Genomic DNA, 13,237 nt, shown 5'->3' with positions numbered 1-13,237 from the left:
CGAGCGGGGACCGCTCGAAGAGGAGAAGGTGACGGCTCGGTGGGTCGGCGGGTCGCCGCCGTGACCCGACGGTTCAGCGGTCCAGTTCCTGCGGATCGTGCCGGGTGAGAAAGTCCCGCAGGGCCGTCCGCTGGTCGCGCAGTTCGGGCGTGAGGTCGGCGAAGACGGCGTCGAACACCTCGTCGGGGTCGGGCGGATCGGCGGCCTCCGCGATCTCCACCGCCTCCGCGAGTTCCGCGTCGGCCTCGTCCCTCGTCCGCTCGACGAACGCGTCGTCGACGACGCCCTCGGCCCGGAGGAACGACTCGAACCGCTCCAGCGGATCGCGCGTGCGCCACTCGGGGAGTTCGGGCTCCTCGTCGCGGTACCGGCTCGGATCGTCGGCGGTGGTGTGCGCCCCCTGCCGGTACGTGAGGCTCTCGACGAGCACCGGATCGCCGCCGCGCGCGCGTTCGAGCGCCTCCGCGACGGTCTCGCGGACCGCGAGGGGGTCGTTGCCGTCGACCCGGACGCCCTCGAAGCCGTACGCGCTCGCCTTCGCGGCGATCGACTCGCTCGCCGTCTGCCGCCGCTCGGGGAGGGAGATGGCCCAGCCGTTGTTCTCGCAGAAGAAGACGACGGGCGCGTCGAAGACGCCCGCGAAGTTCAGCCCCTCGTGGAAGTCGCCCTCGCTCGTCGCGCCGTCGCCGAAGCAGACGAGCATCGCCTCGTCCGAGCCCGCGTAGTCGCTCGCCATCCCGGCACCGACGGCGTGGGGGATCTGCGTGGCGATGGGGACGGCCTGCGGGAAGACGGGGACGTCGTGGCCGGAGGCGAACTCGGGGCGGCCGCGACGGAAGAGCAGGACGTCGCTCGGCGGGACGCCGCGGGCGAGCTGGAGGGCGTTCGAGCGGTAGGTCGGAAAGAGCCAGTCGTCGTCGCGCATGGCGTGGGCGGCCCCGACCTGCGACGCCTCCTGGCCGCGAAACGGCGGGTAACCGCTCATCCAGCCGCGGCGCTGGAGCGCCAGCGCCCGCTCGTCGAACCGGCGGGCGCGAACCACGTCGACGTAGGCGGCGCGGGCGTCCTCGGACGAAAACGGCGTCTCGTCGAGGGGACGCTCGCCGATGAGTCTGCGCATGGGGGAGCGTCGCCGTCGTCGGTGATAAATCACGAGGAAACGGCCGCCCGGCGGGAATCGTCCGCGGGGCTGTCGGACCGTCCGATCCGGCGACGCACCGCGCGCCGCTCCGACAGCCCAAAGTTCACCCCGCCCCTACCCCCCGCATGGCCACCCTCGTCAACCTCGTCCTCTTCGGGTGCGTGCTGGTGTTTCACACCGTCGTCGCGGCGGTGATGACGCGGTACTTCCGCATCCGGCTGAACACCCAGATCGGCGCGGTCGTCTACTCGCTGTTTCTCATCCCGGTGGTGCTCTTCCTGTCGACGCTCGTCTTCTCCGGCGTGTTCGGCATCGGCGTCGACCTCGGCAGCCCGGGGGCCGCCTTCGGCGTCATGATCGGCATGCCGCTCGCGCTCGGGTTCACCATCGACGTGCTGTACGTGCCGTCGCCCGACGAGTACGAGCTCCCCGAGACGCGGGGGTAGATCGACCGAGCGAGCGAACGCGACTCGCTACGAGTCGCGCTCTCTGAGCTTTCGCCGCTGTATCTTCCCGGTCGTCGTCTGCGGCAGCTCCTCGACGAACGCGATCTCCCGGGGGTACTCGTACTTCGCGAGCCGGTCGCGCACGAGGTCGCGAAGCTCCTCGCGGACGACGTCGGGGTCGAACGCGTCGGTCGCGGGCTGGACGAACGCCTTTACGATCTCGCCGCGCGTCTCGTCGGGGACGCCGACGACGCCGACCTGTTCGACCGCGCGGTGTTCGAGCAGGACGCGCTCGATCTCGCCGGGGCCGACGCGGTAGCCGCTCGTGATGATGAGGTCGTCGTCGCGCGATTTGAACCAGAAGTACCCCTCCTCGTCGCGCACGGCGAGGTCACCGGTGAGGTGCCAGCCGTCCACCGACGCCGCGGCGGTCTTCTCCGGCCGATCGAGGTACTCGCGGAAGACGACCGGGTCGCCCTCGCGACGGACGGCGATCTCGCCGACTTCGCCCCGCGGCCGTTCCTCGCCGGTTTCGGGGTCGACGACGGCCACGTCGTGGCCGGGGACCGCCTTGCCCATGCTCCCCGGCCTGGCCGGGAACCACCGGCGGCAGTTCGTCACGAGGAGGTTCGCCTCCGTCTGCCCGTACAGTTCGTTCACGACCGTCCCCGCGAGTTCGTCCGTCGCCCAGTCGAGGATCTCGGGGGTCAGCGGCTCGCCCCCCGAGCAGATCGCGCGCAGCGAGAGGTCGAACCGCTCCGCGGGCGCGGCGACGCCCATCATCATCCGGATCGCCGTCGGCGGGACGAACGCGTGCGTCACGTCGAACTCCTCCGCGAGCGCGAACGCCGCCTCGGGGTCGAACGCCCCCATCGGGTAGCCGACCACGGGGCGGCCGTAGTGCCACGCCGGAAAGACGAGGTCGCCGAGCGCGCCGATCCACGCCCAGTCCGCCGGCGTCCAGTAGACGGCGTCGCCGCGCACGTCGCCCTCGAAGTACATCCAGAACGCCGGGCAGTGACCCGTCCAGACGCCGTGGCCGTGGAGGACGCCCTTCGGCGGCCCGGTGCTCCCGCTCGTGTACAGGACGACCGCCGGGGTGTCCGCGTCCGTGTCGGCGAGTTCGAACGACTCGTCGCCGTCGGCGAGGACCACCTCGAACCGCGCCCACGCGGTCGCGCCGTCGGCCTGCTTCCCAATGGTCGACGGATCTTCCCCGGCGTCGACGACGAGGGCGGTTTCGAGGGCCGGGCAGTCGGGCGCGACCGAGGCGAGCGTCTCCCGGACGCTCTCGTCCGCGACGACGGCTCGCGCGCCGCTGTCGCGCAGGCGGTAGCGGAGCGCGTCGTCGCCGAACAGCACCGACAGCGGGAGGGAGACGGCCCCCAGCTTCCAGCACGCGAGGTGCGTCAGGACGTTCGCGGGCTTCTGCGGGACGACGACGGCGACCCGATCGCCCCGGCCCACGCCGCGGGCGGCCAGCGCGGACGCCAGCCGGTTCGAGCGCCGATCGAGGTCGGAAAAGGAGTACGTCTCCCGCCGTCCGCCCGGAAACGCCTGATAGAGCGCCGGCCGGGTCGCGTCGTCGTGCTTCCGCAGCAGGTCGTACGCGAGGTTGTACCCCTCCGGGATGTCCCACGAGAAGGACGACCTCGCCGCCTCGTAGGAGGCGTCGTCGAGCGAAACGTACCACGCCATACGATACATGTTACCACACGCCGGTAAATAACGCCCGGTCGGACTCGCTCCCGACCACGCCCGATCAGAAGAGCCCGAACCGCGGTTTCTCGACCGCGACGTCGACGTGCGAGAGCCGGTCGTCCGCGGCGAGGGCGGCGACGAGGTCGGCCTGCTCGTCCCCCGCTTTCGTATCGCGAAGGTCGAGCGACTCGATCCGACCGTCCGCCTCCCACTCGAACCGGAGCGACGCGCGACGGAGGCGCGAGCCGCGACGGAGGCGGATCGAGCGGAGCGAGTCGAGGGGGACGGCGGCGTTCCGCTCGTGCGCCGCGAGGAGGTCCGCCGGCGCGCGCCCGTCGAGTCGCCGTCGCCTCGTCTCGCCGGTGTCGGCCCGGAGCAGGGCGGACGAGAACGACTCGCCGACGAAACACAGGAGCAGCCGCTCGTCCGTCACCACGACCTCCCAGAACTCGAGGGAGTTCGGTCGCCGGCGGAGCCACTCCGTGAAGCGACCGAGGGTCCGCTCGCACCGGGGCGTCTCGGTCGGGGTCATCGCTCCATGAGCGCCGCGACGTCGGGGGCCACCGAGTCGCCGTCGCGAGCGCCGGTGAGGAGCGAGACGACGACGAACAGGACGAGCGTGACGAGCAGCGACACGGTGCCGACGGGGAACGTCTCGGGGAACGGGTAGAGCCCGGGGACGGCCTCGGCGACGCCGCCCAGTCCGAGGACGCCCGCCACGCTGGGGACGGCGTTGTAGAAGAGGTTGACCGAGAGGCCGACGACGATGGCCGCGATCGCCCCCTCCTTGGTCGCGCCCTTCCAGTTGAGTCCGAGGGCGACGATCGCGAAGAAGGCGGCCGCGAAGAAGCCCCAGCCGATCGTGCCGAGGATGCCGACGAGCGCGGACGACTGGGCGACGACGAGCACGGAGAGGATCGTGATGCCCGCGAGCGCGGCCTGCGTGACCCTGAGTTCGGTCCGGTCGTCGTCGATCGGGCGGCCGAGCGCCCGGGGGACGTCCCGGGAGATCGCGGCGGCGCCGATGTTCAGGAACGAGTCGCTCGTGCTCATGATCGCCGCGAGCAGCGCCGCGAGGATCAGCCCGGCGATCACGCCCGGCGTGTGTTCGAGCACGAACACCGGTCCGACGACGGAGGCGTTCTGCGGCGCGGCGATCTCGCCGGCCTCGACCATCGCGCGCATCGACAGCCCGGTCGAGAAGGCGAGCAGGCTGGAGACCGCGTACGTGATGGCGGCGATGGGCGCGCCCCAGCGGAGGATCCTGAGGTTCTTGCTCATGTAGAACTTCGTGACGAGGTGCGGCTGACCCGCCGTGCCGATCGAAAAGAGGATCCACCACCCGAGGGCGGCGAAGATGGCCTCCTCGTGGGATCCCATCGCGCCGAACGGCGAGATCAGGGCGGGGTCGGCCGTCGCGAGGTTGCGCGAGATCGACTCCATTCCGCCGCCGAACGAGACCGCGAAGGCGAACACGAACACCGCGCCGACGATCATCGTGATCGCCTGCACGAAGTCGGTCCAGACGCCCGCGATCATCCCCCCGAGCATGCTGTACAGGAGGAGGATGAACGCGCCGACGAGCAGCCCGGTCGTGACCGGGACGCCGAAGATGGCGCGCATGACGTACTGCAACGCCGCGAGGTTCGTCGCGAGGTAGGCGACGACGCCGACGACGACCGCGACGGCGGTCAGTCCGCGGACCCACTGGCTCTCGTAGCGGACGTACATCCCGTCGGCGAGGGTGAGCACGTCCCGGATGTCGGCGAGCACGCGCATCCGTTTCGCGAGGAGCACCCACGTGATCAGGAAGCCGAGGGGAGCGGTGAAGAAGATCCAAAGCGCCGTCGTCCCGAACGAGTAGATCAGTTCCGGCCCGCCGACGAAGCCGAACCCCGACTGGATCACGGAGAAGGCCGTGAGCGCGAGCACCCACGTGCCGATGCTCTTGCCGGTGATGAGAAAGTCGCTCGTGCTCTCGGTCTGCATGTATCCCCACGCGCCGATCGCGAGGACGATGAGGAGGTACAGGGAGCCGAACAGGATCACGTACGGGCTGTCGGCGATCGGGATCGCCTGCAACGGCGTCGCTGTGAGGGCGGTCGCCGACGCCATCGCCGGAATCATGGCTCCCGCCCCCCGTCGCTTTCGGCCTCCACCCGGCGTGGGCTGAGGGGCAGTTCCCGCTCGCGCTGGACGCGGTCGGCGGTTTCGACGATGTCGTCGACGATCTCGTCGCTGCCGACGGCCGAGAAGACCACGGCGTAGTAGACGGACGCGAGGACGGGGAGGAGCCAGATGAAGACGACGTAGACGAGCGTCGAGGACGGCAACCCGAGCGCGTAGCTGTACTCGGTCGTCTCCGGGCTCCAGAGCGACCAGATGCCGGTGAGCCCGACGAGGAAGACGGCCGTCAGCCCGGCGACGAGGCCGCCGTACGGCGCGAGGTCGAACTCGCGCGAGGCGCGCTCGATCGACGCCGCCCCGACCATCGCGACGATGAGGAGCGCCGAGAGGTAGGAGAACAGACGATACGTCCCGGCCACTGCCGCGAGCAGCAGCGCCGCCGCGAGGAGCGCGATCGCCCCCATCAGTTTGTTCCGTGGCATCGTCCGTCACGTCCGTACCGCGGAATATAACCGTTATGTAAAATAATGATTATTTGGGGGAAGGAACGTAACGGCAAAAAGTCGCTTCGGCGGCCGATCACTCGTCGGTCAGCAGCCGTTCGACGGCCGATTCGACGGCGTCGAGGACCTCCTCGGGCGACCGGCTGGCGTCGACGCGGACGAACCGCGACGGTTCGAGGTCGATGAGCCGCTCGTAGTTCTCCCGCACCGCGGCGAGGTAGCTCGCCTGTTCGAACTTGTTCGTCGCGCCGCTGCGCGCCGCGGCCGTCTCGGGGTCGAGGTCGAAGTAGATCGTCGCGTCGGGCGGGCGGGAGAACGCCTCGTGGACGCCGCGGACGTACTCCAGCGGGCGGGCGAGGTCGGTTTCGGCGAGGGTCGCCGCCTGGTACGCGTAGCGGGAGTCGGAGTAGCGGTCCGAGACGACGAGGTTTCCCGCCGCGAGCGCGGGGCGGATCACCCGCGAGAGGTGGTCGGCGTGGTCGGCGGTGTACAGGAAGAGCTCGGCGAGCGGATCGGCGTCGTCGTCCGCGATGGAGCGGGCGACCGCCTCGCCGTACCACGAGTCGGTCGGCTCGCGAGTGAAGACGGCGTCGGGGTGGACGTCGCGGAGCGCCTCCCACGCCGTCGTCTTGCCGCTGCCGTCGAGCCCCTCCAGCGTGATGAGCATACCGGGGAAAACGCTCGGCGGCGCTTAAGCGTCGTGGATCCGCCGGACCGGCCGAGCGTGAAAAATCCCGCGGGGCGAACGCGGGCGTTGATCGCGCTATCTTTATGTCGTTTCGGAGAAATATATGCGGCATGAAAGTCCTTGTCGTCGGCGGAAGCGGCTTCATCGGGACGGCGTTGAGCGAGGAACTCGCGGCGCGAGAGCACGACGTGACGGTCCTCTCGCGGCATCCCGACGAAGACGGCGTGCCGACGGGCGTCGAGACGGTGTCGGGCGACGTGACGGATTACGGCTCCATCGAGACCGCCTTCGAGGGACAGGACGCGGTCGTCAACCTCGTCTCGCTGTCGCCGCTCTTCAAGCCGAAAGGCGGCGACGGGGTGCACTTCGATGTCCACCTCGGGGGAACGGAGAACGCGGTCCGGGCGGCGGAGGAGGCGGGCGTCGGGCGGTTCCTCCAGATGAGCGCGCTCGGCGCGGACGCGAACGGGCCGACCGCGTACATCAAGGCGAAAGGGCAGGCCGAGGAGGTCGTCAAGGGCTCCGCGCTCGACTGGGTCATCTTCCGGCCGTCCGTCGTCTTCGGCGAGGGCGGGGAGTTCGTCTCCTTCACCAGGATGCTCGCGCCGCCGTACGTCACGCCGCTGCCGGGCGGGGGGAAGACCCGCTTCCAGCCGATCTGGGTCGGCGATCTCGCGCCCATGCTGGCCGACGCGCTGGAGGGCGACGAGCACGTCGGGAAGACGTACGAGATCGGCGGCCCGGAGCGACTCACGCTCGCCGACGTGGCGAGGGAGATCCACGAGTCCGAGGGCCGGTCCGTGACGGTCGTCCCCGTCCCGATGGCGCTCGCGGGCGTCGGACTGGGGGTCGCCGAGCGCGTCCCCGGGTCGCCCATGGGGATGGACCAGTACCGGTCGCTCACGTTCGACAACACCACGGATCACAACGACGTCGACGCGTTCGGCCGGACCGAGTCCGACCTGAAGACGCTCCGAGCGTACCTGACCGGGGACTGACGGGGCCCCCGTTCGCCGCACTCGAAGGACTAATTGTTCGATTCCTATCAGGAACAGCCGACGTCATACCCCCCGGGGTCTGACCAGTTCCCGTCGAGGTGCGTAAACGCCTGGAACGCGATTCTGTGCCTCTGTTTTCCGGTTCGGTTCCGTGACCGTCATTCCCTGTTTCATCACAAAGATTATATTTGTCATTACCATGTTTTTCACGCAATGGTGAGGGGAATGGAAGAATGAAGTTGGCAATGATCGGCTTCGGGCAGGCCGGAGGGAAGATCGTCGACGCGTTCGTCGCCTACGACCGGCGGACGAACGGCGGCATCGTCCGCGCGGCGGTGGCGGTCAACACGGCGAAGGCGGACCTGATGGGGCTCGAAAACATCCCGACCGACCAGCGCGTGCTCATCGGGCAGTCGCGGGTCAAGGGCCACGGCGTCGGCGCGGACAACGAACTCGGCGCGGAGGTCGCGGAGGAGGACATCGACGAGGTGCAGGGGGCGATCGACGCGATCCCGGTCCACGAGGTCGACGCGTTCCTCGTCGTCGCGGGGCTGGGCGGCGGCACCGGGAGCGGCGGCGCGCCCGTGCTCGCAAAGCACCTCAAGCGGATCTACACGGAACCCGTCTACGGGATGGGTATCCTGCCCGGCGGCGACGAGGGCGGCATCTACACGCTGAACGCCGCGCGGTCCTTCCAGACGTTCGTCCGCGAGGTCGACAACCTGCTCGTGTTCGACAACGACGCCTGGCGGAAGACCGGCGAGTCGATGCAGGGGGGGTACGACGAGATCAACGAGGAGATCGTGCGGCGGTTCGGCATCCTCTTCGGTGCGGGCGAGGTCACGAGCGGCCAGGAGGTCGCGGAAAGCGTCGTCGACTCCAGCGAGATCATCAACACGCTCTCCGGCGGCGGCGTCTCGACGGTCGGGTACGCCTCCGAGCAGGTCGAAGAGAACCGGAAGTCCGGGGGGTTGCTCTCGCGGTTCCGGGGCGGGGGCGACGGGAGCGACGCGCTCGACACCGCTCACACGACCAACCGGATCACGAGCCTCGTCCGGAAGGCGGCGCTGGGGCGGCTGACGCTCCCCTGCGAGATCGACGGGTCGGAGCGGGCGCTGCTCGTGATGGCCGGACCGCCGCAGCACCTGAACCGGAAGGGCATCGAACGCGGCCGCAAGTGGCTCGAAGAGCAGACCGGCAGCATGGAGGTCCGCGGCGGCGACTACCCCGTCTCCGGGAGCGGATTCGTCGCGGGCGTCGTCCTCCTGTCGGGCGTGACGAACGTCCCGCGGATCAAGGAACTCCAGCAGGTGGCGATCGAGGCGCAGGACAACATCGACGAGATCAGACGGGAGAGCGACACCAACCTCGAGGACCTCATCAACGATGACGAAGACGAACTGGAGTCGCTGTTTTAGCCTCCTGGTCGTCGCCGTTCTCCTCGTCGCCGCCGCCGCGACCCCCGCGCTCGCCGCGTCGGTCGGCGAGTCCGACGTCCCCGAGGAGGGCGAGGTGGGCGAGAAGGTCTCCGCGACAGTAACGCTCGACGACCTCTACAACGATCCCGACCTCGAATCGTGGGAGCTCGCCGGCGAGACGGAGCTGGAGGACGTCACGTGGACGGTGACGTACTACGATCAGACCGACTCGAAGACCGATCAGGAGTCGTTCGACGGCGCGGACTTCGACGGCGCGGCGGTCGACGCCGACGACGACGCGAGCGAGGTCCGGGTGGAGGTCACGGGGACGGTGCCCGAGGTCGAAAACTACAGCTACGACCCCGAGCAGACGTTCCTCCTGATGAGCCTCACCCAGACGCGCGACGGCGGCTCCGACGACGAGATCGACGCGTGGCGCGCCCACCACCACACGTCGGAGAGCCGGGAGGCGCGGCTGGCGATCGACGCCGCCGACGCCGCCGTCGCGGACGCCGCGGGCGGGGACACGGCCGACGCGGAGCGCGCGCTGCGCAACGCGATCGACGCCTACGAGAGCGGCAACTTCGACCTCGCGGCGAACCTCGCGGGCGAGTCCGAATCGAAGGCCAACGAGGCGAAGTCGTCCAGTCGGACGAAGCGGCTCGCGATGTACGGCGCGGGCGGCTTCGTCGGGATCGTCGCCCTGATCGGCGGGGTGGCGTGGTGGCGTTCACAGCGCGACGGCTACGACAAGCTCGGGTAACGATCTCACCCCTTTTCATCCCGTCGCCCGTAGCGGGGGTATGCGAATCGTCGTCCCGTTCGCGGCAGATCGGCCGAAGACGCGGCTCGCCGGGGTGCTCTCGCCCGACGAGCGAGCCGACTTCGCGGGCGCGATGCTCCGGGACGTGCTCCGCGCGGTCCGACGCGCCGGTCACGAGCCGACGGTGCTCGCGACCGCGCCGACCGCGGCGGACGCGCCCGTCGTCGTCGACGACCGGCCGCTCTCCGCGGCGGTGAACGGGGCGATCGAGGGGAGCGACGGGCCGGTCGGCGTCGTGATGAGCGACCTCGCGCTGGCGACGCCGGCGAGCGTCGAACGGCTCTGCGCCGCCGAGGGGGACGTCGTCATCGCGCCCGGCCGCGGCGGCGGGACGAACGCGCTCGTGATCAGACACCCGGCGTTCCGCGTCGACTACCACGGCGCGTCGTACCTCGATCACCGGCGCGCCGCCCGCGAGATCGGCGCGAGCGTCCGCGAGGTCGACTCGATGCGCCTCGCGACCGACGTGGACGAGCCGTCGGACCTCGCGGAGCTGCTGCTCCACGGCGACGGCGCGGCCCGCGACTGGCTGACGGACGCCGGGTTCGAACTCGACGTCCGGGATGGGCGCGTCGGAGTTCGGCGGGTGCGGTAGTGCGGCGGCGGTGGGGCGGGGGAGAAGTGATTCGGATCCCCCGCGTCGACGCGACGGCGTCTATCGTCACCGGTTCGATCGTTGATTCACGGCCGTCGTCCTCACTGAGCGGGGGTGAGCCTCGGGCGAACGCGACCGCGCGTTCGACGGCGTCGAAGCGGGAAACGGACGGAATCGAGGGCGAGGGCGTCGGCAGGGGGTCGAGAGGGAGACGGAGCGCGTCCGCGGGTCGAGAGGGCGGCGCCGCGGTGTCGGGGTCGAAATGGCTGGGGACCGGGAGGCCGGTCCCCCGGCGGATCACTCCGAGACGATGAAGCCCCCGGCGATCTCCTGCACCTCGTCCATCCCCTTCGGCTCGTCGAAGGCGTCGGGGAACGGAAGTTCGCCGATGAAGAAGTTCGCCGTCCCGGCGTGTCGCGCCTCGACGCTGTGGATCGACAGCGCCGCGGCGAGGATCTCGTCGTCCTCGATCATCGGCGCGGCACCGGCGTACGCCGCGACGCCGGTGTTTTCGAGCGCCGACGCGACTTCGAGGAACTCGCTCGGCGTCTCGTAGCCGAAGTCGTACTCGGCCGCCGCGACGGGTTCGCCGCCGAGGTCGGTTATCACCGCGGTCAGCTGCTCGACGTGGACCGCCTCGTGCTCGCCGGCGATCCGCAGGTACTCGGGGAGCTGTCGACGCGTCTCCTCTCCGAACCGACCGCAGACGAGGTCGGCGGAGACGAACTCGTCGTCCGAGAAGTCGGACAGTCCCATCTCGTAGAAGGCCGCTTCGAGGTGTTCGAGCGTCAGCGCGTAGTTGAGGATGTCGACGTCGTCGGTGCCGTCGTCTCCCCCGTCGCCGTTTCCGTCGTCGTCAGCGGCCGCGACGCCGGAGAGCCCGCCCGCCGACGCGACGAGCGACCCGCCGCCGATCGCCGCCGCGCCGGCCAGAAAGCCGCGCCGAGAGGTCAGGTGGCTGCGGGCCGTTTTCGTGATGCTGTCGATGCCGTCGGATCGCGTCTCGGTGGTGGGCGTGTCGTCGGTCATGCTTCCTCCGTGCCCGGGGGGCACGATCCAGACGACGCGCAATCGCCGGAAGTAGATTTTCCGGATTCTCACCCAATTTCGTTCATATTTCGGCCCCGTTCGTCGAACTAAATGTCCGAATTCGGAACGGTTCCCGCCGCGCGCGGGGCGTCCCGGGAGACGGATCGTCCCGCCGGAAGTGCTACGTTTTAGTCGCTCGGCGCGCGACCACCCACTATGTTCCCGGCGGCGGCGGAGTACGACGTGGAGATCGAGGTCGACGGACGCGAGGTCGAGCGCCTGCTTTCCGTGACGCCGGACGACGTCGACCCCGCGTCCGCGCTTTCCTTCTCGCGGAACGTCTTCGTGCCGCTGACCACCGCCTGCCGGTACACGTGCACGTACTGCGCGTACTACGACGTGCCGGGGGAGGCGACGCTCATGTCGCCCGACGCGGTGCGCGAAACGCTCCGGCTGGGCGCGGACGCCGGCTGCACGGAGGCGCTTTTCACCTTCGGCGACGAGCCCGACGCCCGGTACGTCGAGATCCACGAGCAACTGGCGGCGTGGGGCCACGAGTCGATCCTCGACTACCTCTTCGAGGTCTGCGAGATGGCGCTGGACGAGGGGCTGCTGCCGCACAGCAACCCCGGCGACCTGACGGAACCCGAGTTCGAACGCCTCTCGGAGGTGAACGCCAGCATGGGCGTGATGTTAGAGACGACCGCGGACGTGCGGGCGCACTCCGGAACCCGTCGGAAGACGCCCGGCCAGCGGCTCAACACGATCCGGGCGGCCGGGAGGGCGGGCGTCCCGTTCACCACGGGGATCCTGGTGGGTATCGGCGAGACGTGGCGCGACCGCGCCGAGAGTTTGCTCGCGATCCGCGAACTGCACGAGCGGCACGGCCACGTCCAGGAGGTGATCGTCCAGAACGTCGTCCCGAACGAACGGTCGGACTTCGAGCGCCCCTCGGTGGGGACGATGCGGCGGGTCGTGGCGATGGCCCGGGCGGCGCTCCCAGAGGAGGTGTCGGTGCAGGTCCCGCCGAACCTCTCGCCGACGCGCGAGCTGCTCGACTGCGGCGTCGACGACCTCGGCGGCGTCTCGCCGGTGACGGACGACTACATCAACCCCGACTACGCGTGGCCCGCGCTCAGAGAACTCGAAGACGTCGCCGACGAGGCCGGCGTGCCGCTGTACGAACGCCTCCCCGTGTACGGTCGCTATCTCCGCGCCGACTTCGACGGCGGCGCTCGGTTCGACGCCGTCGACGGGGAGCGAACGTGGCTGTCGGAGCGCATCCTGCGGACCCTCGCGGCCGACGACGAGGCGGGCGAACGGTACCGCGCCGTCCTCGCTCGGCGACGACCGCGCGACCCGGCATAAATTTCCGGTATCGGGGACGCCCCTCGGCGGCGGGGGCGGGGCGTAGCCGCCCGACGCGAACCACCCCGACCACCCCTCCCGACCGGTCGCCCCGTCGCGAACGCCGGAAACGGCTGCTTCCGTCGCGGAGAACTGGCAGAAGTCGCGTTAACGGCGACGTACATCGTCGCTCGTGTGCAACGGTGACTCGGATCACGATGATCGGTACCAAGCAACACAGTTCGATGGGAGCCGTCCGAACGAACGACGGACGCGTCGCGCTCGCCGTCGCGGGTGGTTCACGTGAATAACGAGAGAGCCCACTCTCCCGGACTCACACTCGCCACGAGGTGGCTCGCGTGAATAACTGGAGAAACGAGTTCTCCCGAACTCACGCTCGCCACGAGGTGGCTCGCGTGAG

The 13,237-nt window shown here is 69.8% G+C and carries 13 protein-coding genes; 6 read left to right on the top strand and 7 right to left on the bottom strand.

What is annotated here, in order from left to right; genetic code table 11:
- Positions 1-73 precede the first annotated feature (73 nt).
- A complete protein-coding gene (locus tag C3L37_RS01820; protein ID WP_129112906.1) occupies positions 74-1,120 on the bottom strand; it encodes a thiamine pyrophosphate-dependent enzyme in 1,047 nt (348 codons plus the stop codon).
- 146 nt (positions 1,121-1,266) lie between these two features.
- On the opposite strand from C3L37_RS01820, the gene C3L37_RS01815 reads away from it, so the two are divergent.
- Positions 1,267-1,587, top strand: coding sequence for a hypothetical protein (locus C3L37_RS01815; protein WP_129112905.1), 321 nt, complete (start codon positions 1,267-1,269; stop codon positions 1,585-1,587).
- Between the two features lie 27 nt (positions 1,588-1,614).
- Here the strand turns inward: C3L37_RS01815 and C3L37_RS01810 are convergent, their stop codons facing one another.
- The 5 genes from C3L37_RS01810 to tmk form a co-directional block, all read right to left on the bottom strand.
- Positions 1,615-3,285 (bottom strand): acyl-CoA synthetase, encoded by a 1,671-nt coding sequence (locus tag C3L37_RS01810; RefSeq protein WP_129112904.1) that lies wholly within the window; start codon positions 3,283-3,285, stop codon positions 1,615-1,617.
- Positions 3,286-3,349: 64 nt separating this feature from the next.
- Positions 3,350-3,820, bottom strand: coding sequence for a hypothetical protein (locus C3L37_RS01805; protein WP_129112903.1), 471 nt, complete (start codon positions 3,818-3,820; stop codon positions 3,350-3,352).
- Entirely contained in the window at positions 3,817-5,415 is a 1,599-nt protein-coding gene (locus C3L37_RS01800; RefSeq protein WP_228546080.1) for a sodium:solute symporter family transporter, read from the bottom strand. Before C3L37_RS01800 ends, C3L37_RS01805 begins: the two co-directional genes overlap by 4 nt.
- Complete coding sequence (locus C3L37_RS01795; RefSeq protein ID WP_129112902.1) at positions 5,412-5,897, bottom strand: hypothetical protein; 486 nt, start codon at positions 5,895-5,897, stop codon at positions 5,412-5,414. The genes C3L37_RS01800 and C3L37_RS01795 overlap by 4 nt, the downstream gene beginning before the upstream one ends.
- Positions 5,898-5,994: 97 nt before the next feature.
- Positions 5,995-6,585, bottom strand: a complete 591-nt coding sequence (gene tmk / locus C3L37_RS01790; RefSeq protein WP_129112901.1) for a dTMP kinase — start codon at positions 6,583-6,585, stop codon at positions 5,995-5,997.
- 131 nt (positions 6,586-6,716) lie between these two features.
- Between tmk and C3L37_RS01785 the strand changes: the two genes are divergently transcribed.
- From C3L37_RS01785 to cofC, 4 genes are all read left to right on the top strand, one after another.
- Positions 6,717-7,604, top strand: coding sequence for a complex I NDUFA9 subunit family protein (locus tag C3L37_RS01785; protein ID WP_129112900.1), 888 nt, complete (start codon positions 6,717-6,719; stop codon positions 7,602-7,604).
- A 233-nt stretch (positions 7,605-7,837) separates the two neighbouring features.
- The gene (locus C3L37_RS01780; protein WP_228546079.1) at positions 7,838-9,022 is read left to right on the top strand and encodes a tubulin/FtsZ family protein; all 1,185 of its coding nucleotides are present in this window, start codon (positions 7,838-7,840) and stop codon (positions 9,020-9,022) included.
- Positions 8,991-9,785 (top strand): hypothetical protein, encoded by a 795-nt coding sequence (locus C3L37_RS01775; RefSeq protein ID WP_129112899.1) that lies wholly within the window; start codon positions 8,991-8,993, stop codon positions 9,783-9,785. Before C3L37_RS01780 ends, C3L37_RS01775 begins: the two co-directional genes overlap by 32 nt.
- A 40-nt stretch (positions 9,786-9,825) precedes the next feature.
- Positions 9,826-10,440, top strand: a complete 615-nt coding sequence (gene cofC / locus C3L37_RS01770; RefSeq protein WP_129112898.1) for a 2-phospho-L-lactate guanylyltransferase — start codon at positions 9,826-9,828, stop codon at positions 10,438-10,440.
- Positions 10,441-10,737: 297 nt separating this feature from the next.
- On the opposite strand, the gene C3L37_RS01765 is transcribed toward cofC, so the two are convergent.
- Positions 10,738-11,469, bottom strand: a complete 732-nt coding sequence (locus tag C3L37_RS01765; protein ID WP_129112897.1) for a ferritin-like domain-containing protein — start codon at positions 11,467-11,469, stop codon at positions 10,738-10,740.
- Positions 11,470-11,685: 216 nt separating this feature from the next.
- Between C3L37_RS01765 and cofG the strand changes: the two genes are divergently transcribed.
- Positions 11,686-12,837 carry a 7,8-didemethyl-8-hydroxy-5-deazariboflavin synthase subunit CofG gene (gene cofG, locus C3L37_RS01760; RefSeq protein ID WP_129112896.1) on the top strand — a complete coding sequence of 384 codons (1,152 nt, stop codon included), beginning with the start codon at positions 11,686-11,688 and terminating at the stop codon, positions 12,835-12,837.
- The last annotated feature ends 400 nt before the right edge of the window (positions 12,838-13,237 follow it).

The organism is Halegenticoccus tardaugens, from assembly GCF_004116405.1.
Lineage (GTDB): Archaea > Halobacteriota > Halobacteria > Halobacteriales > Haloferacaceae > Halegenticoccus > Halegenticoccus tardaugens.
Note: the sequence above shows the minus strand (reverse complement) of the source record. Positions and strands in the feature narration are given on the sequence as shown.